Origin of the sequence: Paenarthrobacter sp. NPDC090520, assembly GCF_044769205.1 — a bacterium.
Classification (GTDB): Bacteria; Actinomycetota; Actinomycetes; order Actinomycetales; family Micrococcaceae; genus Arthrobacter.
In genome coordinates, this window is sequence record NZ_JBIVXM010000021.1 from 22215 (window position 1) to 44048 (window position 21834).

The following is a 21834-nucleotide window of genomic DNA, read 5'->3' on the forward strand; positions in this document are numbered from 1 at the left end:
GTGCCTTCCTTAGTGGGCCACGGCTGCGGCGCCGTGTTCGTCGATCAGGGCACCGGTTTCGAAGCGTTCCAGTGCGAAGGGCTTGTTGAGCTGGTGCGGTGCGCCCGTGGCGATGGTGTGGGCGAAGGTCAGGCCCGCTGCCGGGGTGCCCTTGAAGCCGCCCGTTCCCCAACCACAGTTGACGAACATGTTCTCCACCGGAGTGACGCCCACAATCGGGGAGGCGTCCAGCGTGGTGTCCACGATGCCGCCCCAGGTACGGAGGACGTGGGCCCGGGCGAAGATCGGGAAGAGTTCAACGGCAGCTGCCATCTGCTCTTCGATCACGTGGAAGGAACCGCGCTGGCCGTAGCCGTTGTACGAGTCGACGCCGGCGCCCATCACCAGTTCGCCCTTGTGCGCCTGTGAAACGTACACGTGGACGTGGTTGGACATGACCACCGTGGGGTGGACGGGCTCGTGGAGTTCGGACACCAAGGCCTGCAGCGGGTGGGACTGGATCGGCAGGCGGAAACCGGCCATCTCGGCCAGCACGGAGCTGTGGCCGGCGGCGCAAAGACCCACCTTTTCGGTGTTGATGGTGCCGCGCGTGGTCTGGACACCCGTCACCCGGTTTCCGTCCTTGATGAAGCCGGTGACTTCACAGTTCTGGATGATGTCCACGCCCAGCTCGTCGCACTTGCGGGCGAAGGCCCAGGCAACGTGGTCGTGCTTGGCGATGCCTGCGCGCGGCTGGTACGTGGCGCCCATGACCGGGTACCGGATGTTGTCGCTCGTGTTCAGGATGGGGCAGAGTTCCTTGACCTGGTCCGGCTCCAGCCATTCAGCGTCCACACCGTTGAGCCGGTTGGCGCCTACGCGGCGCATGCTCTCACGGACATCGCCCAGGGTGTGCGCGAGGTTCATCACGCCGCGCTGGCTGAAGAGGAAGTCGTACTCGAGTTCTTCCGGAAGGATCTCCCACAGCTTGAGGGCGTGCTCGTAGATGGCAGCGCTCTCGTCCCAGAGGTAGTTGGACCGGATGATGGTGGTGTTGCGGGCCATGTTGCCACCGGCCAGCCAGCCCTTTTCCAGGATGGCGATGTTGGTCATGCCGTGGTTCTTGGCCAGGTAGTAGGCCGTGGCCAGGCCGTGCCCGCCGCCGCCGACGATCACTGCGTCGTACGACTTTTTGGGGTCCGGGTTGCGCCAGAGGAAGTCAGGGTGTTCGGGGAGGTGGTCGACACTCACTGGGCTGCTCCAATCATTTCTGCTTCGAGTACGGATTCGGCACCGGTGCCGTTGGTGGAAAGGTGCGGGTACAGGGGGAACTTGTCCGCCAGCGCCGTGACGCGGCTGCGGAGTTCGACGGCGGTCGCCTCGTCCAAGGTGCCGGTGCTCGCCGAGGCGATCAACGCCGTCGCAATGATGTCTGCGACCTCCGTGAATTCACCGGCGCCGAAGCCGCGGGCGGCGAGGGCAGGGGTGCCGACGCGGAGGCCGGAGGAGACCATCGGCGGGCGGGGGTCGAAGGGGACGGCGTTGCGGTTGACCGTGATGCCGATGTGGTGCAGTGCGTCCTCGCCCTGCTGGCCGTTGAGTTCGGAGTTCCGCAGGTCAACCAGGACCAAGTGAACGTCGGTGCCACCGCTGACCACGGAGATTCCGGCCGCTGCCACGTCTTCCTTAAGGAGGCGCTCGGCGAGGATCTTGGAGCCTTCCAGGACGCGGGACTGGCGTTCCTTGAACTCCGGCTCTGCGGCGAACTTGAACGCAACAGCCTTGGCAGCAATCACGTGCTCCAGCGGTCCGCCCTGCTGGCCCGGGAAGACTGCGGAGTTCACCTTCTTGGCGATGTCGGCATCGTTGGTCAGGATCACGCCGCCACGGGGGCCGCCGAGGGTCTTGTGCGTGGTGCTGGTGACGATGTGGGCGTGCGGGACCGGGCTCGGGTGCAGACCTGCAGCGACCAGGCCGGCGAAGTGTGCCATGTCCACCATGAGGTATGCGCCAACGGAATCGGCGATGCGACGGAACTCGGCGAAGTCCAGTTGGCGGGAGTACGCGGACCAGCCGGCCACGATCAGTTGCGGCTTGTTCTCCAGTGCCAGGCGCTCCACCTCAGCCATGTCGATGGTGTGGGTGTCCTCGCGGACGCTGTACGGGACCACGTTGTAGAGCTTGCCGGAGAAGTTGATCCGCATGCCGTGGGTCAGGTGGCCGCCGTGGGCCAGGTTGAGGCCCATGATGGTGTCGCCGGGCGTGATCAGCGCGTGCATTGCCGCGGCGTTGGCCTGTGCTCCGGAGTGGGGCTGCACGTTGGCGTATTCTGCGCCGAAGAGCGACTTCAAGCGGTCGATGGCGAGCTGTTCGATCACATCAACGTGTTCGCAGCCGCCGTAGTAGCGCTTGCCCGGGTAGCCCTCGGCGTACTTGTTGGTGAGCACCGAGCCCTGGGCCTCCATGACGGCCGTGGGGGCGAAGTTCTCCGAAGCGATCATTTCCAGCGTGGACTGCTGGCGGATGAGTTCCTGGGCGATCGCCTGATCAACCTCCGGGTCCGCCTGGGCGAGCGGGCGGATCAGCGGTTCAACCATGGTGTTCTCCTTTGAAGTACGTGTGATTGCTGACTATTAGCCAACTGATATATTAGAACTATTGCCATAGTATGTTGGACATCACATAGTCGTCAACAGGTCTGCGGCAACTTATCCAGCAGGCCGATGGCGACCATCCGGGGAGAAGGCAATGACTACAGCACTGGAAGCTTTGGAAACAGCTCCGCAGGGTACATCCCTGGCGGAGAACGCCTACCTGCTGCTGCGCGACAGGCTCATCATGCTGGACATCAAACCGGGCGACCCCATCAACGACGGACAGATCGCCACCGAACTCGGTATCGGCCGCACGCCCGTCCGTGAAGCCATCAAACGACTGGAAAGCGACCACCTGGTGGTGTCCTACCCCCGTCGCGGAACCTTCGCCACCGGCGTGGACATCACCCAGCTCGCCGAAGTCTCCGAAATCCGTGAGCTCCTGGAGCCCCTCGCTTCCCGCAAGGCCGCCCGCATGGCCAGTCCGGCAATGCGTGCAGAGCTCCGCGACGTTGCTGCGGCCATCCGGGATCTCGAAGGCCAGGATGCCTCCTCGCAGGAACTCATGCGTTACGACATCCAGGTCCACCGGCTCATCTACAAAGCCTCGGCCAACGCACACCTTGAGGACGTCCTGATCCGGTACGACAACCTCGCCACCCGCATCTGGTGCCACATGCTGGAGAAGATGCCCTCGGTCTCCGGCCACATCTCCGAGCATGCGGATCTCCTCACGGCCATCGCGGACGGTGACGAAGAGCGCGCCGCCAACCTGGCCCTGCATCACGTGGTGAGCTTCGAAGAGACCATCCGCAAGGTCCTCTAACCGACCCTCTCTCACTGAACCGCCCGTTTTGGCGGACGCTCTCTCACGGAACCGCCCTTTTTGGCGGTCCCTCTCTCACTGAGCCGCCCATAGTGGCGGTCCCTCTCCCACCGAACCGCCCCTTATGGCGGACGCTCTCTCACCAAACCGCCCCTTATGGCGGGCGCTCTCTCACCGAACCGCCTGTTCTAGGGGTCGCTCTTTCCCGTCCCTGGCGGAGGCGCCATCCTCTGCGCGCTCGGTCTTCCTCCCTTAGGCGCGAGTTGCCGGATGCCCCCGCCTACCAGCCTTCCCTCACCAAACCGCCCGCTTCCGGCAGGCGCTCTCTCACCAAACCGCCCGTAATGGCGGTCCCTCTCTCGCCGACCGCCCCTTATGGCGATCCCGCTCTCCCATCCTCGGGTGGTTGGCCCCTGGCGTACGACGTCGACACCCGCCTGGGTGCCGACGTCGAGCGTTCTTGCCGTTGAGAGAGCGTTTGGGCGGTTGGGGGTGTTTGGTGGGAGAGCGTTTGGGCGGTTGGGGGTGTTTGGTGAGAGAGCGTTTGGCTGGATGGGGGTGTTTGGTGAGAGAGCGTCAGTGGCAACTGAGTTGGATTGAATGCAACAAGTCCGATGTCCCTCGGTTTGCGGTCTTGAATACCGCGCCTCGCCCTTTACGGTCAGAATCCAATGTACTCTTTCGAAAATTTAGCCCTTGACCGTGGCGTCGCTCACACATAATCTGGTGCAACAGCGTTGCGTTGAATGCAACCCAAATGATTTTGGTGGACACATGAGCAATGAATCCTCTGTGGCAGCCGAGCAAACGACCGCTCTCGGCGCCAAGACCACAAACAACCACACAGTCAGCAAAGACACTCGACGACGAGTTGTCACTGCGAGCTTCATCGGCAACTTCGTCGAATGGTTCGACTACGCCGTTTACGGCTACCTTGCCGGCATCATCTCCACAGTCTTCTTCCCGGAATCCGACCGGCAGACCGCACTCCTGGCAACGTTCGGTGTCTTCGCCGTGAGCTTCTTCGTCAGGCCGCTCGGCGGTTTCATCTGGGGCCACATCGGAGACAGGCTTGGCCGCAAGCAGGCACTGAGCCTCTCGATCCTGTTGATGTCCATAGCCACGTTCTGCATCGCCCTCATACCCGGGTACGCCACCATCGGCGTGATGGCCCCCATCCTGCTCCTGCTGGTCAGGGTGGTCCAAGGCTTCTCTGCGGCAGGGGAGTACGCCGGGGCGTCCGCCTTCCTGGTGGAGTATGCGCCGGCCCATCGGCGCGGACTCTATGCCGCCGTCGTGCCTGCAAGTACCGCAGCGGGACTGTTGCTGGGTTCCCTGCTGGCCGCCCTGCTGAGTTCAGCCATGACGCCCGAGCAGCTTAATGAGTGGGGCTGGCGCTTGCCGTTCCTGCTTGCGGCTCCTATGGGCCTGATCGGCAGGTACATCCGGACCAAGCTTGAGGACACCCCGGCGTTCCGCGAGCTCGCCGAGCAGGACCACGCCGTGAAGGCGCCTGCGTTCGCGATGTTCCGGCTCTACAAGAGGCAACTGATCATCGCCACGGGCGCCGTGCTGCTGAACGCCGTCGGTTTCTACGTGATCCTCAGCTACATGCCCACGTATCTGTCGGAGGAACTGGGGTTCGGTGCCACGGAGTCGTTCCTGGCCACGACCATTGCCTTGGCGAGCTACATCGGGTTTATCTTCCTGACCGGTATCGCATCGGACAAATTCGGCCGGAAGCGGATGCTCCTCACGGCGTCCATCCTCTTCGTGCTGCTGACCGTGCCGGCGTTCATGCTGCTGGATACGCGGAACTTCCTGGTGATCGTGCTGGTGCAGATCCTGTTGGGCGGCATGCTGACCCTCAACGACGGCACCCTGCCCAGCTTCCTCGCCGAACTGTTTCCCACCAAGGTCCGCTACACGGGATTCGCCGTGAGCTTCAACCTCTCCAACGCCCTGTTCGGCGGCACCGCCCCGTTCATGGCGACCCTCCTGATCGGCTTGACGCACAACCAGTTGGCTCCCGGCTGGTACCTCGTAGCCGCCTCCATTGTTTCCCTGATCGCAGTCCTCTTTGCCGCGGAGACTTCCAAGAAGCCCCTGCAGCAGGACTGACAAATAACCACACCTATCGAAAGGAACACCCATGACCATCACCCAAGACCAGGCTGTCAACGACGTCGCCAAACTGGAGCGCCTCAAGGTCCTCAATAACGGCGACAAGGTTTCGCTGACGTTCTCCGACGCCGAGTTCGAGCGTCGCCTTGCCGGCCTCCGCAGCATCATGGCGGAGAAGGACCTCGACGCCGTAGTCCTCACCAGCTACCACTCCATCAAGTACTACTCCGACTTCCTCTTCACCTACTTCGGCCGTTCCTACGGCATGGTGGTCACCAAGGATGACACGGTCACCATCACGGCAAATATCGACGCCGGGATGCCTTGGCGCCGCAGCTACGGCGAGAACCTGGTGTACACGGACTGGCGCCGGGATAACTACATCCACGCCATCCAGGAAGTCCTTCGCACCCGCGGCATCAAGCCGCGCCGCATCGGCGTCGAGGACGACTCCTTGCCGCTCGACAACCGCAACAAGATCCAGGCGGCCTTCGCGGACGCCGCTCTGGTGGATGTTGCCCAGGCCGCGATGCGCCAGCGCATGATCAAGTCGGCCGAGGAAATCGCGGTCATCAAGCACGGTGCCCGCATTGGCGACCTCGGCGGCGAAGCCATCCGCAATGCCATCACGGCCGGCATCACCGAGTACGAGGTTGCCCTGATCGGTACCGAAGCCATGGTCCACGAGATCGCCCGGACGTTCCCGGACTCCGAAATCCGTGACACCTGGGTGTGGTTCCAGTCCGGCATCAACACCGACGGCGCCCACAACTGGGCAACCACCCGGAAGATCCAGGAACACGACATCCTGTCGCTGAACTGCTTCCCCATGACCAGCGGCTATTACACGGCCCTTGAGCGGACGCTCTTCTACGGCGAACCCGATGCCCGCTCGCTGGAACTGTGGAACATCAACGTGGAGGTCCACAAGCGCGGTCTGGAACTCATCAAGCCCGGCGCTGTGTGCAAGGACATCGCCGCTGAGCTGAACGAGATCTACGTCAGCCACGGCCTCCTCGCGAACCGGACCTTCGGCTACGGCCACTCGTTCGGCGTGCTCAGCCACTACTACGGCCGCGAAGCGGGGCTGGAGCTCCGCGAGGACATCGATACCGTGCTCGAACCGGGCATGGTGGTGTCCATGGAGCCAATGATCACGGTGCTGGACGGGCAGCCGGGTGCCGGTGGCTACCGCGAGCACGACATCCTGGTTGTGGGCGAGGACGGCGCGGAGAACATCACCAAGTTCCCGTTCGGCCCCGAGTACAACATCATCGGAGCCTAGCGTGACGGGCCGGTGGACATGGTGCACAGTGTCCACCGGCCCTGCGCCGGGACCGGCGGACCACCCGCAGCGAAATATAGTGAATCCATGACTCCCACGGAATCCAGCGCGACTCCTGACAGCAGCAACAACAATGGCGAAGGCAAAGGTGCCTCCGTCATCGTCAACGCCGTAGCTGTGCTGAAGAGCTTCAGTGCCGAGGAACCATTGCTGGGCGTCACCGAAATCGCAGGCAGGATTGGCCTCCACAAGAGCACCGTTTCGCGGATACTGGCCACTTTGGAGCAAGAAGGTTTAGTGGAGCGCGACGTCGATTCGCGCCGGTTCCGCTTGGGGCTGGGGATGATCGCGATGGCGGGCCCGCTCCTGGCGGAACTCGAGGAGCGGCGCGTCGCATACCCCGTTTTGCGCGAGCTGACCGAACGTACCGGTGAGACCAGCGCCCTCATGGTGTGGAACGGCGTCGAATCCATGTGCGTGGAGCAGATCCCCAGCCGCCATCAGGTCAAGCACCTTGCTCCGCTGGGGGCCCGGTACAGCGAGGCACTGAGCTCGTCCGTCCAAGTCTTCCTCGCTGCGGAGGATGCGGAGCGGGTCCGGGGCCTGCTCCGCAGCGGTTCGATTACCTTGCCAGGGTTGGACGAAGCTTCCATCGACGCCTATCTGCAGCGGCTGGAGGAAGCCGGCGCGCGGGGTTGGGCCGTCAACTTCGGGGAGACCTCCATCGAAGAGGTAGGTGTTGCCTCGCCCGTTTACGACCATCGAGGCCACATTGTTGCGGCTGTGCTCGTTCCCGCCCCCAAATTCCGCGTTTCGCAGGACACCCTCAACAGCCTCGGCGACGCATGCCTCGAAGCAGCCGCCAAGGTCACCACGCGCTTGGGTGGACGCCCGCCGGTCTGAATCGACGTGGAGCGTCGCCGAGCCCAGCTTGAAGGATGAATCTGCTGGCTCGCAGGTGGAGATCCTTCGGTAGGCCGGGAATTTGGTCAGAGGCCGCTCCAAGCCGTGGATAGTCTGGCTGGCATGGAACGAACACTAAGAGTTGTCCGGCATTGGGGCGCCCCCGCGGCGGCCGCCATCTTCTTTGTGCTGTGGTGTGTTGCCGAAGCGGGCCGCATGGGTCCGTGGCCCGGCCTGCCATACTGGGCGGGAACGGCACCTCTGCTGATGACGACGGCGGCAATCGCCTTGGCGGGTTGGAAGCCCCTGGTGTCCCTGTCGTTCTCCGCGGCTTTGCTGCTCGGGCAACTCGTTTATCTCATGCCCCCTATGGCTCCCAATCACTGGGCGATCTATCTCGGATCATCCTTTGCGTTGGCCTTCACAATGTGGACAGGAAGCAAGCGGCAAAGGATCTGGGCGGCCGCAGCCAACGTCCTCTTCGTGGCGGTCATGACATTCATGATGATCTCCTGGCGCTACGGCTACGGAGTCGGCTGGTTCATGCCGTTGTATTTCGGCGATGCCTTCGCCCTCAAGAACTACGGCGGCCAGTTGTTCAGCATGCTGCTGGTCATCGCAGCCGCTTGTGGAACCCTTGGGATTTTGGTGGCGCTGTATGAAGACAGACGCAACCTGTCCAAAGCCCAGGCCATGACGCAGGCGAGCCTCAAGGAAACGGAGATCGAACTGGTCGTAGAGCAGGAACGCACCAGGATCGCCCGGGACCTGCACGATGTCCTGGCGCACTCCCTGGCGGTGATCGCAGCCCAGGCGGACGGCGCACGCTACCTGAGTCAAAACCAGCCCAAGGCGGTCCTTGATGCTTTGGAAAATATTGCCGGTTCGGCTCGGCATGCCTTGGTGGATGCGCAGCGCGTCATTGAAGGAGTGCGGGATGACGGCATGGTTGCGCCACAGCCACGGCTGACCGACGTTCCGTCCCTCATCGAAAGGATGCGGCAGGGCAGCTTGGATATCCAACGCACCGAATCGGGAGCCCCTGTGGACCTTGGTGCGGGCCAACAACTGGCGGTGTTCAGGATTGTGCAGGAGTGCCTCACTAATGCCCTCAAACATGGTGGCCGCGGGTCACTGGTTCGTCTCCATCTGGACTGGAGCGGGCCAGGGCTGACGTTGCATGCGGCCTCAGCGCTTCCGGTGTCCTCTCCATTGGGGGGAGCGGGCACCGGAGACAATGCGGAGCGGGTTGGCCGTGGGATTGCAGGGATGCGCGAGCGGGCCCACCTTGCCGGCGGCTGGTTGACGGCGGGGCCGGACGGCGAGCAATTCAGGGTAACGGCATTCATCCCTTATGGTGCCCGAAATGGTACGGCGCTGGTGGACGAGGTTTTTGTAGAGAGCGAGGATGAAGCCTCCGAGGTAGCCGTGGGAGTGTTGGAAGCGGGCGACCGTGGTTGATCCATCCTCGTCCGTTCGCGTGGCCTTGGTGGATGATCAACCGTTGTTCCGTGCGGGGATCCGCATGGTGGTGGAGAGCCAATCGGACATGACGCTGGCCTGGGAAGCTGATCATGGAGGGCAGGCTGTGGAACTCGCGGCCGAGCATCCTCCCGATGTGGTGCTCATGGACCTGCGCATGCCTGAGATGGACGGGGTGACCGCCACGCGGATGATCGTGGATTCAGCACGCGAGCGGGGCCTGGATCAACCGAAAATCATCGCTTTGACAACTTTCAACCGCGACCATGCCGTAGTGGAGTCCGTCCAGGCCGGGGCCAGCGGGTACCTGCTGAAGAGTGCCGAACCGGAGTTCTTGCTGGCAGCCATCCGCACGGTCCACTCCGGATACTCCGTCATCGCGCCCGGCTCCGTCCACGATCTCTTCCAGCATGCGGCCCGCACGGTGCCGACGGCGGGACCTGACCTCTCAGTTTTGGAGCCTCTGTCTGCCAGGGAAAGGGATGTCTTCCTGCTTGCTGCCAAGGGCTTGGCCAACGGGGAGATGGCTGAGAGCCTGTTTGTCTCGGAAGCGACGGTGAAAACACATCTTCGGAGCGTCCTCACCAAGCTTGGTGTGCGGACGCGCCTGCAATTGGTTGCTTTCGCGTATGAGCATCGTCTACTCGGCTGACCCGTCGCCGGGACAACAAAAGAGGATTATCCCGGGCCGACCATAGTGATTGATTGTCACCCCGGGCGGAACGCAGGCTTGACCTGACCCTTCTTCCTTCCTAGGGTGTTCTGAGAAAACGTTTTCTTGCCCTGTTTATCCATTGCCGGAGTGCCCGTGCGCTCCAGGACTGGGTCACATCGTTGTGCCCGGGAAGGATCATCCATGCAGACATTCCGTAAGAAACAGCTCAGCCCTGGCGTGGGAGCGGTCGCCTTGGCTGCGGCGTTGGGGCTGGCTACTCTGGCGGCACCGGCCACAGCCTCGCCGGGGACCGCCGCGCCGGGCAATAGGCCCGGTGCGGCTGACAGCCCGGCGTGCTCCAGCAGCAGCGTCCAACTCACGCAGGGTGCAGGTACTTCCCCACAGAATCTTTGTGTTCCGGCGCAGGCCACGGAGGAGGACAAGACCCTCCTCGTCTGGAACAAACCGGGCAGTTATGTAGATGTGGTGGACTACCGCATTTACATGAATGGGCAGCCCTTGGGGACTGCGGAGCAGAACGCCCGCAGCCATTCGCCTGCCCAGGAGTACGTCGATGCCTTCCGCGCCGCAGACAAGGATGGGTTCCATGTCCGCACGGTCGCCCACAACTTCACGGTGACGGGTCTGGCTCCAAAGACCGCCTACCAGTTCAGCGTCACTGCCATCAGGGCTGACGGGACTGAGTCTGCAGCGAGCGGCCCCATCACCGTGACAACCACCCCTGCTCGCCACAGGGTGGTCATTACTCATCCCGCGTACAAAGCGGTGGGCGATGGACAAACCTTGAATACCAGAGCGATCCAAAAGGCAATCGATACCTGCAGGACCCCCGGCTGCACGGTGGTGGTCCCTGCCGGCACGTTCAAGACCGGCGCCATCTTCCTGCACTCGGACATGACGCTCGAGCTCGAAGACGGTGCCCGGCTGCTCGGCTCCGACGATCCCGCAGACTACCCGTTGGACAAGGGCTACTACCTGTATCCGGTTCCCGACCCGCTCCCCAGCGAGGCCGAGTATCGGAACTACCGGAGGCCGCCGTCGCTCATTAACGTGCTGCCGGGGGACAACGGCCGGTCAGCCGAAAGCCGCGAGCCGGGAAGCGTTGCCAAGAATGTCCGCATCACGGGCCAAGGCGTGGTGGACGGCAATGGGTGGAAGCGGACGGCCGAGGGCTCCATTACCGACGAAGCGGGCAACACCCTTCCGCAGTACGTGGCCAGTTCCGCCGGTAAGGTCCTGGACGACGGCGTGTTGGCCGCCGCGCAGTTCCGCAACGCCAAGGAACATCCCGAGTTCCTCACGGGCGCGATCAACCCGCCTGAATCGCCGGATGATTCGGTGTTCTATGGGCAGTACCGCTCAAGCCTGATGACCTTCATGGGCGTGGAAAATCTGTACCTCGAGGGAATCACTGCAGACAACCCGGCTTTCCACGGCGTGATGATCCTGGACAGCAAAAACACCACCGTCAATGCCATGCGGCACACCACCTACAACACCAATAACGGCGATGGCCTGGAGTTCGGCGGCACCAGCAATGGGATGGTGCTGAACAATTTCTTCGACACCGGTGATGACCAAGTGAACTTTGCGGCGGGCCAGGGCAAGTACGGAGCCCAAGGGCGGCCGAGCGAGGACGTCTGGATCTTCAACAACTACATGCGCATGGGCCACGGCGGCGTCGCGGTAGGTTCCAACACGGCGGCGTGGGTCCAGCGGGTGCTAGCGGAAGACAACGTCATGTACAAAGTGGAAACCGGCGGCCTCCGCATGAAGAGCACCTCCGACATGGCTGGTGGCGGCAGGGACTTCCTGTTCCGGGACACGGCCATGGCTTGCATGGGCAGCAGTGCCTTCATTATGTCGCTCAGCTACAACCAGTCGCCGTCCGGGTATGTTGCCGCCGATTCGGCGACCTTTAAGAACGTCACCGTCAAGAATGTTTCTGTGGACGGAAACAACTCGCCCACGTGTGGAATGGCGGTTTCGGACAGCAAACCGGTGATCGATATCCAGGCCGGCCCGTCCCTGGGACAAGGGACGGCGACCTTGGGAGCATTCACGTTCCAGGACGTCGTTTTCCGGAACGTGAATCCCACCAACATCAAAGGCCTGACTGATTCCATCTTTGACGGCGTCACGTTCCAAAGCGTCCGCGGTGGCGCGAATCCGTGGCGGTTCGATGGCTACTCCACGGGCAATGTGTTCACGAACGTCACTCCTGTGCCCGCCGGACAGTAAGACCCGGAGAAGAGAAGCGGCGGCCGCCCCCGCAAGGGGAGCGGCCGCCGTCGTGGTTAATCTGAAACGTGCGCGGATGGCTAAGGTGCCCTGCGCGCCGCCGTCTCGTCCATTGCGTCCCTGCCCAGCCAAACGCCCAAGCCGATCATGGCCACGCCAAGAATGAAGTGGAGCCAGTTGTCGGCGGTGTTGAACGGAACAAAGTTGGCGCCCGTTTCCTGGTTGATGACCAGGCCGTAGATCCAGAGGACCAAGTACACGGCTCCGCCGCCCAGGAGGAACAGGCGGGCCATGCGGCCCGTCCTTGCCATGGCCAAACCGGCCGCGCCAAACAGCAAATGGACAATGTTGTGGAGTATGGACACTTGGAAAACTCCAAGCAGCATGGCGCCGGAATCATGTCCTGCGAAGGTCATGGCGCCGTAATTGGTGGTGATTCCTGGAATGAAGCCCAGGACACCGACCAGCAGGAACACAATGCCAACTCCCATGGCTGTGTTGTGAAGCGTTAAACCCATCGCATGGTGGTGTGCTGGGTGCGAAGCGGTGGTCATAAGTCCTCCCTTTCACGCTGTTATCCGGCTCTTCTCATGGAGAACCGGCCCGCGGCAAGGGGTGTCGGAAAACCTTGCCGACGCCGCCATAATACTCCTGAAATGCCCCTGATAGCAGGGGATACGGCCAGTTCAGCGCCCGATAGCATGGGTTCATGACTCACGGTCCCAGCGGTGGATTCGCCTCGATCTTTCATGATTCCCGTGACCTGACCCCGTTCCGGGAGGGGCGGATCCGTACGCCGGTCAAAGGGCTCACGGACGGTTTGGGTGGTGCGGTTTCCGGCGTCCTGGGTGGTCGCGGTGCCGCGCGGCTTTCGGTTGCCGGCGATGTTCCGCGTTTGAAATTCCTCTCCAGCAGGCAGGCCAAAGTCCTGCATGACGCCGTCTTCACGTCCACGGAACCGGAGAGGCTCCTTGCCCTGGCCCGCGAGTTTCCTGGCTGGGCCGGGCTTTGCTACGTCATGGCGGGCTTGCTCGTGTACAAGCACGGCGGCCACCTGCGGGCCTCGGAATTGCTGCAGCGCGGCTTGGCGACAAGGATCGACGACGACGCCAGCCAGTTCTCGGCCCAGTACCTTGGGCAGGTGGTCACCCGGGTTGAGGTCGCCGAGCGCGTTGAGGTTCCAGTGCTGTTCAGCGAAGAATCCGTGTTCCTGGCGCTGTCCCACTCGCTGCGGGAAATGGGCATGATGGAGGCCGCCCTGGAAGCCGTGGTGGGTTTGCCGCCGTCGTTGCCTTCCGCGTTGGCGCGGTGCACAGCTGCGCTGGCCCTCGAACGGCACCGCGACGTGGTGGTTTGGACCAACGGCCTTCTTAATACGGACGATCTGTCCGCCGCGCTGCTGCTGATCCGGGCGCGGGCCCAGAGGGCTCGCGGGGACTTCGATTCGGCGCAGGCGGCGTTGAAAGAGGTCCTGAGGCGGAAGAAGACCAGCCTTTCCCTGCGCCAGGATGCCCTGACGGACCGGGCGCTTCTGGCCCTGGACCAAGGGCGGATGTCCCTGACTCCGCGCTCGCGGCGTCCCGCACCGCCCGCGGAGTTGGAGACGCTTGAGGTGATCCGGAAGGACGCGGAGATGCGCCGGTTGTGGGAGAACGATTTCAGGCAGCTTGGCGGCGAATAGGCCCATTGTGGTTCGCGGTGACGAGGCGTAATCTTGTAATCAACCAAATGGTTGATAAAGCATTTGGTTGATTACGAAAGGCAGAACCCCTCATGGATCACGATGCTCTGGACAAAGCGTTCATGGCGTTGGCTGATCCCGTCCGACGGGACATCGTCGCACGGCTTTCCCGCGGCGATGCCACCGTGAACGAACTGGCTGAGCCTTTCGAAATCAGCAAGCAGGCAGTTTCCAAACATATCCAGGTCCTGGAGCACGCCGGACTGGTGACCCGCTCCCGTGACGCCCAACGCAGGCCCGTCCATTTGGACGCAGCAGCCCTCGAACGGCTGACGGCCTGGATAGACCGATACAGGCTGATTGCCGAGCAACGGTTCCGGTTGCTCGACGAACTCCTGGCCGACCCCGCCAAAAATACTGGCCCCGCAGGGACCGCAGGTAATGGAAAGAAGAACTGACATGAGCAATCCAACAACCATCACCGCCGACGACGGCGTTCCGTTCGTTGACACCGTTCGCGAATTCGACGCTCCGGTCAGTGCCGTCTTCAAGGCTCACGTGGATCCGGACCTCCTGGCCAAATGGCTGGGCCCCCGGACCACGTCCATCAAGGTCACCGAATACGACGCGACCACTGGTGGCAGTTGGCATTATGAAAGCGGCGATGCCAACGCCATGTTCGGCTTCCGTGGCGTCTTCCACAAAGTGGACCCCGAATCGTTGATCATCATGACCTTCGAGTTCGACGGCGCCCCGGACCAGGTGGGCATCAGCACTACTACCTTCGAGGAAACCGATGGCCGGACCAGGATTGTGGTCCACGAGGTCTACCCCTCGGTTGAAGCCCGGGACATGGCCCTCGCCACCGGCATGAACTACGGTGTGGTGGAAGGATACGAGCGCTTGGACGAGATGCTCGCTTCCTAACGATGCCCCTGGCCAAGGAGCGGTACAAGCTGCTCTGAAAGCAGCACGGTTCCCAGACCCACCATGATGATGCCGCTGGTCAACGTGACTACGCGTGCAGCACCCGGACGGGACGCCAGCAGCCGCCGCGAGGCCAGGGCAACCACCGTGTACACGAGGCCTGCCAAGGCTACAAAGGTCAGGCCCAACACGCCCGACTGCACGGGCACGGGCAGCGCCGCATCCGGGCTGACGAATTGGGGAACCAGTGCCACGAAGAACAGGAGCCCTTTGGGGTTGATGCCGCTGGTTCCCATGCCCGTCAGGAAAGTGCGGAGTTGCGTTCGGGAAGGTACGACGCCGGCTTCCGCGCTGAAGCTCGCACCTCGCCAGGAGCGGATGGTTCCGACGCCGAGCCACAGCAGATAGGCGGCTCCGGCGATCGTGAGCCAGCCAAGGAGGCCCGGAACGCCGGCGAGGAGGGCAGCGAGGCCGGCGGCCATCAGCAGGGTGTGGACCACGTAGCCGCTGCACAGTCCGGCCACCGCGGGAACGAAACTGCGCTGGCGGAGGCCGGCTGAAATCGAGTAGGCCCAGTCGACGCCGGGGGTGCAGGCCAGGCTGGCCGATACCAGCAGGAAGGCGACGAAGAGCTGCGGATTCACGGGTTTTCCTTCCGGGGTGTGCGGGTAGGAAAACTCTAGGGAAAATGCGCCGAAAAGTGTTCGCTAATTTCGCTCTGGACCAGGGTTTGTCGGTAAGATTCTTGCGTGATCGACGGAATCGACAGAAGTATTTTGCGGCACCTCAAGGAGGACGGTCGCATCACTGCCACGGCGCTGGCCTCAAAGGTGGGTCTCACGGTGGCTCCGTGTCATCGTCGGCTCCGGGATCTCGAGCAGTCCGGGGTGATCCGCGGGTACCGCGCGGACATCGATCCGGCAGCCGTGGGGCTCGGTTTCGAAGCAATTGTGTTCGTGACCCTGCAGCGCGCGGACCGGGCAACCATGGCAGCCTTCGAGGCCAGGGTGGCGGCGAGCAGCAACATCGTAGAGGCTCAACGCCTCTTTGGCTCGCCGGATTATCTGCTCAAAGTCATAGCGGCCGACCTGCCGGCGTATCAACGCTTCTACGACGACGAACTCGCGGCGCTGCCGGCCGTCGAGCGACTGACCTCCACGCTGGTGATGAAGAACCTGAAGACGAACATCGGCCCACCGGTCTAGAGTCCTGTTGTTATAGCGGACGTCTTTGATAAAGGGGGCTTCAGGGGATCAGGCGCTGGGGCTCACGTGCACAATGATGACCTGGGTGTCCTTGGAGCCGTCGAACCGGATGTCGTAATTCACGCTGAGGCCAGTGCTGGTGCCCGACGTCAGTGAGTAGTCACTTGTCCCGGACGCGTCCTGGCCTGCGGAAGTGATCCAGCGTTCGGCGTCAGCGGAGTCGATGCCGTACTTCTCCACGCCCTCCCTGATCTGGGCGAAGAGGTCCTCGAGGGAGTCGGCGGTGAGGAAGTACGTCACCTCACTGAAGTCCGGGCTGGCGTCAGTGGTCTTGAACCGGATCCGGTCCGTTTGGCCGGTGACTTCTCCGCTGGGTCCAACAATGCTGAGCTGGATCTTTCCGGAACCCTGCGTATTGATCTCCGGGCCGTAGCTGGTGTCATCCACCCTGACGGCAGACTTCTGGAGTGAGCCGCTGCTCATGTCCAGGCGTGCCCGCCCTTCGGCTTTGATCTGTTCGACGCCTGATGCATCCAGCGTGGAGAATTCCGAGGTGATCACTGTGCTCCCTTGGGATGGTGTGGATGAGGACGACGTGGCCGCGGGGGTAGGGGTTATTCGGCATCCGCTCGCACTAAGGGCGGCCAGGCCAATGGCGAGAACGGCGGCAACTCTCCGACCCCACGCGCCTGCACTGCGCTGGGTATGGCTCATTGGTGCACCTCGGCGTCGAACCCGTCGAGGAACCGGTTCATGATTCCGGGAATGTTGTTGGTGGGCCGGTACTGCTCAACCCGGTCATTGAAGTCGGAACCGACTATGTCCCTGGCGCCCTGGGGATCGTTGGCCAGGAGATTCTGGTACGCGGGCAGGGTGTCCTGTTTGATGAGGTTCCAGCGCGCATCAGCATCGGCGATGTTCCCGTCCGGGAATCCCGTGGTGAAGTCCGTCCGGAACTGCGTTGGGTTGTCCCAGTTGGTGAACGGGATGTTCTCCGGTCCGGGGCTCTCCACGCTGAACTTGTAAGGGAAGACTTCGGGGTAGCTCTTGGCGCCGGGAATGGAGGGTTCGCCGGCCAAGGTAACCATGTAGGTGACGGCTTCGCCGCCTGGATGGTTCCGCATGTTGGTGTAGTCGTCCGCGATGATTTCGTTTTGCTCGCGGTAGAGCAGTGCCGTGTTGCCTTCCTTGATTTGCGCAGGATCACCGGAATCGATCTGGGCCCAGGCCTCGGCGGTGCCCGGATCAATGGCGCCGGAGTCCCGCAGCCTGTTGATCTCGTCGATCCCACCGTTCATGTAGGCCTGGTGCTGCCGTGCCTGGTCGAGGAAGATCTCCTTGTTCATGTCCAGCATGGAGGTCTCGTAGAACTTGATCTCGTCGTCAGTCATGTTGGCCAGTTGTTCGATCTGGTCGAGCACAGGGATGGGGACGTCCGAGGCCGGATTGTCGGCGATCTGCCGCGCAAGATCACGCAGCATGGCCATGTCGCGGAAACCGCCCGCGAAGGAAGGCCCGATCATGTTGGCCATCCCGGCCCACTGCAGGTCCGGGTTGGACAGGAAGGCCTGGCCGTAGAAGTCGTAGACCTTCTTGATGGTTTCCCAGTTGTACTCGGTGCCCTTGCTGGTATCCCACGTGGACGGATCGATGCCCATTTCCCGCATGGCCTGCTGGTTCCAGTAGTCGCTGAGGAACTGCGCGTACTCCGGCGACTTCTTCTCGATCAGCCCGGAGTCGGCCGCTGTGTCCATGGCAGCCTTGGCCTCCTCGGGATGCTCAAGGGCCCATTGCTTGAATGCGTCGCTGCGCAGGTAAGCCGCGCGTTCGTCCGGGGTCATGCCGCTGAGAAGGTCCGTGAGGTCCTGGGCCGTTCCGCCCGCGGGGCCGCTCCCGCCGCCCGAACCGCCGGGTCCAGCGCCAGACGAGCCGCTCGCTGTCTCCTGTTCCTGCGCATTCTTGCGCAGGCTCTGGGAGGCGGATTCGATTCCGGATGCCGCCTGCTGCAGGGCTCTAAGATGCGAGCCGGTCCAGTCGTGACGGAATCTGTCAGCGTCGGCTCCACGCCAAGGACTGGAGGAGATGGAACCGCTGAGCTGTTGGCCCAACTGCGTCAAACGGTCTGCGCTGCGGGCAAGGTCCTGGGCCAGTTGCCGCAGCTGAGCGACGTCCGCGCCGTAGAAATTGCCCGCCATGCTTCCCCCAAGTGGTGTGATCGAATGAAACCATCCTAGGTGTGCCCGGCAGGCCCGCCCATGGGGACTCCTGCCCTATGTGCACAACAGAAGCGGACTAATCCGCACTTTCCCTCAACAACCCCGTAGTCCGGTAGGGGATGACCTCGCGGAGGAACATGCTGGTGGATGTCCTGACGATTCCCGGGCACAGCCTGATCTCCTCCGAGACGCGGTAGAGATCATCCGGGCTTTTGGCCACCACGCGGATGATGAGGTCCGTGTCGCCGGCGGGCGCATGGCACTCAAGGACTTCCGGGATTTCCCTCAGTGCGGCGATGGCCTCGTTGAGGTGGCTTTGGTCCAGTTCGGCACTGACGGCAGCAGCCACGCCGCGGCCAAGAGCCGTAGGCAGGACGCGGCTGCTGTTGGCCCGCAGGGCACCGGATGCGGCCATGCGTTCCAATCGGGACTGGACAGTTCCCCTCGCGAGGTGGAGCTTCTGCGCCAGGACCATGATGGGAACCCGCGGATCCTCGTCCAGTGCAGCGATGATCCGACGGTCGGTGGCGTCCAGTTCCTGCAATGTGACTACTTCCTGCCGATGATTTGTATCCAGACTGGTCAGATCGATCAATTGAGATCAAGTCTGTTGCACCAACTGTATGCCCGCTGCTGAAATAGTGGCAACGAAGCAGGACAAGGCTACCGCCGGAACCTGCAGGCACCGGGCTCTTGGAACACCTCCCGAGCGTCCGCCACGACTTCCCGCAAGGAAGCAGCCGCTGATTGACTCTTGTTCACGCATTGTCATTCCGCACTCGCCCGCCCCGCGGGCAGCACAGTAAGAGCCCCTGAGCCACCGGATCGTTGCGGTAGCTGAGGGGCTCTTGTGTTCCCTCGTCACGTGGACGGCCGCATAGGCTTGGGCCATGACTTCCGCAGGACGATTTGCCCCCAGCCCGTCGGGCGAACTCCACGTAGGCAACCTGCGGACAGCCATCCTCGCCTGGCTCTTCGCCAGGTCCACCGGGAGGAACTTCCTGCTTCGCGTCGAGGACCTGGACCGCGCACGGTCCGGCGCGGAGGCGGAGCAGCTCCGCGATCTGCACGCTGTGGGCGTGACGTGGGATGCCGCCGTCGTTCGCCAGACGGAGCGGACCCGGCTTTATGCGGCAGCGATCGATAGCCTCACCGCGGAAGGCCGCACCTACGAGTGTTTCTGTACGCGTCGCGAGATCCAGGAGGCGCCATCCGCTCCGCACGCACCGCAGGGCGCCTACCCAGGGACGTGCCGGCGTTTGTCCGAGGCGGAACGGGAGATCCGCCGGGTGTCCCGGCCGGCATCCATCCGGTTACGCGCCGACGTCAGTGAGTGGGCTGTGGAGGACCAGTTGCAGGGGAGCTATACAGGCGTGGTGGACGACTTTGTGCTGCGCAGGAACGACGGCGTCACCGCGTACAACCTTGCCGTAGTGGTGGACGATGCTGCCCAGGGCATCGACCAGGTGGTGCGCGGCGACGACCTCCTGCCCTCAACCCCCCGGCAAGCGTACCTGGCGGCGCTGTTGGGCTTGCCGGTCCCGGAATATGCGCACGTTCCGCTGGTGGTTAATCACGACGGCGCGCGGCTGGCAAAGCGCGATGGCGCCGTGACGCTGGGCGACCTTGCCGCCGTCGGAATTGCCGCTGGCACCGTGCGGGACATCATTCTCCGGTCGCTGGGATTGCCCGCAGGGAGCCTGGAAACCGCCCTGGCGGCCTTCCATCCCGAAGGGCTCCCGCGGGATCCCTGGGTGTGGATAACTCCCAAGGCGGGGACAGCATCCGGCTAGGCTGGCTGGATGCATTCATCGGTGATCGCCCCAGGTTTCGAATCCGTCGCAGCACTCTTCGAGAGCTTTCTTGAACAAGACCCTGAGTACTCTGCGCAAGTTGCGGCCTACCATCGCGGCGTCAAAGTCCTGGACCTGAGCGGTGGTCCGCATATCCGCGCCGATTCGGTGACGGGCGTCTTCTCCTGCTCGAAAGGGATGGCCGGTCTGGTCATCGCCTTGCTGGTTCAAGACGGTGTCCTGGATCTCGATGCGGAGGTGGTCAAGTACTGGCCTGAGTTCGGAGTCGAAGGCAAAGCGTCCATTTCCGTGGCCCAGTTGCTGTCACACCAAGCGGGACTGTTGGGCGTTGACGGTGGGCTGACCCTCGAGGAAGTGAATAACTCGGAGTTGGCCGCCGCCAAGCTCGCGAAGCTTCCCCCGCTTTGGAAACCGGGGGCCGCCTTCGGCTACCACGCGCTGACCATTGGCATCTTCATGGAGGAGCTGTGCCGCCGCATCACGGGCTCGACGCTCCAGCAGGTATTCGAGCAACGGATCAGGTCCGTGGCTGGCGCACATTTCTACCTCGGTTTGCCGGCCGACGAAGAGAGCAGGTTTGCGCCGTTCCGGTGGGCTGCCGATCCCTCGTGGCCATGGGTGGACCCGGCCAGCCATTTTGGGCTGACCGTCAACGCGGCTGAGGGCGACATCCTGGATCTGCCCAATATTCCGGAGGTCCGGGCCGCAGGCTTGTGTTCGGCGGCAGGAGTTTGCAGTGCCGACGGGATGGCGCGGATCTATGCGCTCGCCTTGACCGGGTTGGCCGGCACTTCAGCGGAAGGCGGGCCGGCCGCCGTCGCGCCTTTGTTGACGGAAGAGACCATCCGCGTTGTCTCAGCCGAACAGGTCTTTGGCATCGATCGTGTGTTCGGCGAAACCGGCTGCTTTGCCACGGCTTTCATGAAGTCGCACAGCCGGATGCCGTTTGGCAGCTACCGGGCCTTCGGGCACGATGGCGCGAGTGCCTCCCTGGGCTACGCGGACCCGGCTTACGAGTTGGGCTTCGGTTACGTTCCGCAGCAAGCCGAGCCCGGGGGAGCCGGTTGCCGGAACCTCCAGCTCAGCTCAGCCGTGCGGCAGGCCATCGAAGCGCTCTAGTCCCCCGCGACGCGGTGTCTAGCCCACGGTCTGTCCGGCAGCCTGGGCTGCGGGCACTCCGGCGGCCATCCCTGCCCAGAGCGTATCCGTCACAGCTTTGACGATTGCCTCGGTACTGGTGCCCTCCAGATGTTTGCCTGCTGCCAGCATGGCTGTGCCGTGGAGGCCGGAGAAGCAGACCATGGCGAGGGTTCCGGGGTCGCCTTCTGCCAGTGCTCCGGAATCCTGGCCCTCCTGAATGAGTGCCAGGGCCACCAGCATCCCCTGCTCGCCGATGCTGCGGAGTTCATCGGTGGAGTCGGATTGGTGCTTGGTTGAGTACATGACGGACAACAGGGCGGGGCGGGTCAGTGCGAAATCGACATAGGCTTTCGCGACGCTGACAAAACGGCCCTGCAGGCCCCGGCCGGACTGGGACGCCTCAAGGATGTGGCCGTTCATGATGCCGAATCCTGCCATTGCCAGGGCATCGATCAAAGCCTGCTTGTCCCGGAAGTGTTTGGCGGGGGCGGCATGGCTGACATTCAGGTCACGGGCCAACTGCCGGAGTGAGAGCCCCTCAACACCGGAGGTCTCCAAGGTCTCCATGGCGCGTTCCAGGAGTGCTTCGCGTAGTTTGCCGTGGTGGTAAGGCTGGTCCGTCATGTCATCAGTTTAGCCGTTAGGTAGTCATTGACAACAATGTAGGCAGTGCCTACGATGTTGGCATTGACTACTTCTGATCGACCAAGTGGTCTCACCCAAATACACAAGGATGGAATC

21 protein-coding genes are annotated in these 21834 nt (G+C 62.9%); 13 read left to right on the top strand and 8 right to left on the bottom strand.

Going from position 1 to position 21834, the window contains the following annotated elements; genetic code table 11:
* Positions 1 to 9: 9 nt before the first annotated feature.
* Both ACIQTZ_RS19950 and glyA read right to left on the bottom strand, forming a co-directional pair.
* Positions 10 to 1230: a sarcosine oxidase subunit beta family protein gene (locus ACIQTZ_RS19950; RefSeq protein ID WP_402983226.1), complete on the bottom strand. Its 1221-nt coding sequence runs from the start codon at positions 1228 to 1230 to the stop codon at positions 10 to 12.
* Positions 1227 to 2576 (bottom strand): serine hydroxymethyltransferase, encoded by a 1350-nt coding sequence (gene glyA / locus ACIQTZ_RS19955; protein WP_402983229.1) that lies wholly within the window; start codon positions 2574 to 2576, stop codon positions 1227 to 1229. Before glyA ends, ACIQTZ_RS19950 begins: the two co-directional genes overlap by 4 nt.
* Positions 2577 to 2727: 151 nt before the next feature.
* Between glyA and ACIQTZ_RS19960 the strand changes: the two genes are divergently transcribed.
* From ACIQTZ_RS19960 to ACIQTZ_RS19990, 7 genes are all read left to right on the top strand, one after another.
* Entirely contained in the window at positions 2728 to 3399 is a 672-nt protein-coding gene (locus ACIQTZ_RS19960; protein ID WP_400333547.1) for a GntR family transcriptional regulator, read from the top strand.
* Positions 3400 to 4173: 774 nt separating this feature from the next.
* Entirely contained in the window at positions 4174 to 5520 is a 1347-nt protein-coding gene (locus ACIQTZ_RS19965; RefSeq protein WP_402983232.1) for an MFS transporter, read from the top strand.
* A 31-nt stretch (positions 5521 to 5551) separates the two neighbouring features.
* Entirely contained in the window at positions 5552 to 6808 is a 1257-nt protein-coding gene (locus ACIQTZ_RS19970; protein ID WP_402983235.1) for an aminopeptidase P family protein, read from the top strand.
* 87 nt (positions 6809 to 6895) lie between these two features.
* The gene (locus ACIQTZ_RS19975) at positions 6896 to 7711 is read left to right on the top strand and encodes an IclR family transcriptional regulator (protein ID WP_402983238.1); all 816 of its coding nucleotides are present in this window, start codon (positions 6896 to 6898) and stop codon (positions 7709 to 7711) included.
* 123 nt (positions 7712 to 7834) lie between these two features.
* On the top strand, positions 7835 to 9172 hold the full coding sequence (locus tag ACIQTZ_RS19980; protein ID WP_402983241.1) for a sensor histidine kinase: 1338 nt from the start codon (positions 7835 to 7837) through the stop codon (positions 9170 to 9172).
* Positions 9165 to 9845, top strand: a complete 681-nt coding sequence (locus ACIQTZ_RS19985; RefSeq protein ID WP_402983244.1) for a response regulator — start codon at positions 9165 to 9167, stop codon at positions 9843 to 9845. The genes ACIQTZ_RS19980 and ACIQTZ_RS19985 overlap by 8 nt, the downstream gene beginning before the upstream one ends.
* Before the next feature lie 204 nt (positions 9846 to 10049).
* Entirely contained in the window at positions 10050 to 12110 is a 2061-nt protein-coding gene (locus tag ACIQTZ_RS19990; protein ID WP_402983246.1) for a glycosyl hydrolase family 28 protein, read from the top strand.
* Positions 12111 to 12190: 80 nt separating this feature from the next.
* Here ACIQTZ_RS19990 and ACIQTZ_RS19995 read toward each other — a convergent pair whose 3' ends face one another.
* On the bottom strand, positions 12191 to 12664 hold the full coding sequence (locus ACIQTZ_RS19995) for a DUF4383 domain-containing protein (RefSeq protein WP_400333559.1): 474 nt from the start codon (positions 12662 to 12664) through the stop codon (positions 12191 to 12193).
* Between the two features lie 155 nt (positions 12665 to 12819).
* Between ACIQTZ_RS19995 and ACIQTZ_RS20000 the strand changes: the two genes are divergently transcribed.
* The 3 genes from ACIQTZ_RS20000 to ACIQTZ_RS20010 all read left to right on the top strand — a co-directional run bounded on the left by ACIQTZ_RS20000 (position 12820) and on the right by ACIQTZ_RS20010 (position 14718).
* Positions 12820 to 13791, top strand: a complete 972-nt coding sequence (locus ACIQTZ_RS20000; protein WP_400333561.1) for a hypothetical protein — start codon at positions 12820 to 12822, stop codon at positions 13789 to 13791.
* Positions 13792 to 13883: 92 nt separating this feature from the next.
* Positions 13884 to 14249, top strand: a complete 366-nt coding sequence (locus tag ACIQTZ_RS20005) for an ArsR/SmtB family transcription factor (RefSeq protein WP_400333563.1) — start codon at positions 13884 to 13886, stop codon at positions 14247 to 14249.
* A gap of 1 nt (position 14250) precedes the next feature.
* Positions 14251 to 14718, top strand: a complete 468-nt coding sequence (locus ACIQTZ_RS20010) for an SRPBCC family protein (RefSeq protein ID WP_402950236.1) — start codon at positions 14251 to 14253, stop codon at positions 14716 to 14718.
* Here the strand turns inward: ACIQTZ_RS20010 and ACIQTZ_RS20015 are convergent.
* Positions 14715 to 15362 carry a LysE family translocator gene (locus ACIQTZ_RS20015; protein WP_402983249.1) on the bottom strand — a complete coding sequence of 216 codons (648 nt, stop codon included), beginning with the start codon at positions 15360 to 15362 and terminating at the stop codon, positions 14715 to 14717. The genes ACIQTZ_RS20010 and ACIQTZ_RS20015 overlap by 4 nt on opposite strands.
* Before the next feature lie 105 nt (positions 15363 to 15467).
* Here ACIQTZ_RS20015 and ACIQTZ_RS20020 point away from each other — a divergent pair, with 105 nt between their 5' ends.
* The gene (locus ACIQTZ_RS20020; protein WP_400333570.1) at positions 15468 to 15923 is read left to right on the top strand and encodes an Lrp/AsnC family transcriptional regulator; all 456 of its coding nucleotides are present in this window, start codon (positions 15468 to 15470) and stop codon (positions 15921 to 15923) included.
* 48 nt (positions 15924 to 15971) lie between these two features.
* Here ACIQTZ_RS20020 and ACIQTZ_RS20025 read toward each other — a convergent pair whose 3' ends face one another.
* The 3 genes from ACIQTZ_RS20025 to ACIQTZ_RS20035 all read right to left on the bottom strand — a co-directional run bounded on the left by ACIQTZ_RS20025 (position 15972) and on the right by ACIQTZ_RS20035 (position 18683).
* Positions 15972 to 16484 carry a hypothetical protein gene (locus ACIQTZ_RS20025; RefSeq protein WP_402983252.1) on the bottom strand — a complete coding sequence of 171 codons (513 nt, stop codon included), beginning with the start codon at positions 16482 to 16484 and terminating at the stop codon, positions 15972 to 15974.
* Between the two features lie 149 nt (positions 16485 to 16633).
* Positions 16634 to 18118 carry a WXG100 family type VII secretion target gene (locus ACIQTZ_RS20030; protein ID WP_402983255.1) on the bottom strand — a complete coding sequence of 495 codons (1485 nt, stop codon included), beginning with the start codon at positions 18116 to 18118 and terminating at the stop codon, positions 16634 to 16636.
* 97 nt (positions 18119 to 18215) lie between these two features.
* A complete protein-coding gene (locus ACIQTZ_RS20035; protein WP_397326320.1) occupies positions 18216 to 18683 on the bottom strand; it encodes an Lrp/AsnC family transcriptional regulator in 468 nt (155 codons plus the stop codon).
* Between the two features lie 346 nt (positions 18684 to 19029).
* Between ACIQTZ_RS20035 and gluQRS the strand changes: the two genes are divergently transcribed.
* The gene (gene gluQRS / locus ACIQTZ_RS20040; protein WP_402983258.1) at positions 19030 to 19932 is read left to right on the top strand and encodes a tRNA glutamyl-Q(34) synthetase GluQRS; all 903 of its coding nucleotides are present in this window, start codon (positions 19030 to 19032) and stop codon (positions 19930 to 19932) included.
* A gap of 9 nt (positions 19933 to 19941) precedes the next feature.
* Complete coding sequence (locus ACIQTZ_RS20045; RefSeq protein WP_402983261.1) at positions 19942 to 21072, top strand: serine hydrolase domain-containing protein; 1131 nt, start codon at positions 19942 to 19944, stop codon at positions 21070 to 21072.
* Positions 21073 to 21090: 18 nt separating this feature from the next.
* Here ACIQTZ_RS20045 and ACIQTZ_RS20050 read toward each other — a convergent pair whose 3' ends face one another.
* The gene (locus tag ACIQTZ_RS20050) at positions 21091 to 21717 is read right to left on the bottom strand and encodes a TetR/AcrR family transcriptional regulator (RefSeq protein ID WP_402983264.1); all 627 of its coding nucleotides are present in this window, start codon (positions 21715 to 21717) and stop codon (positions 21091 to 21093) included.
* Between the last annotated feature and the right edge of the window lie 117 nt (positions 21718 to 21834).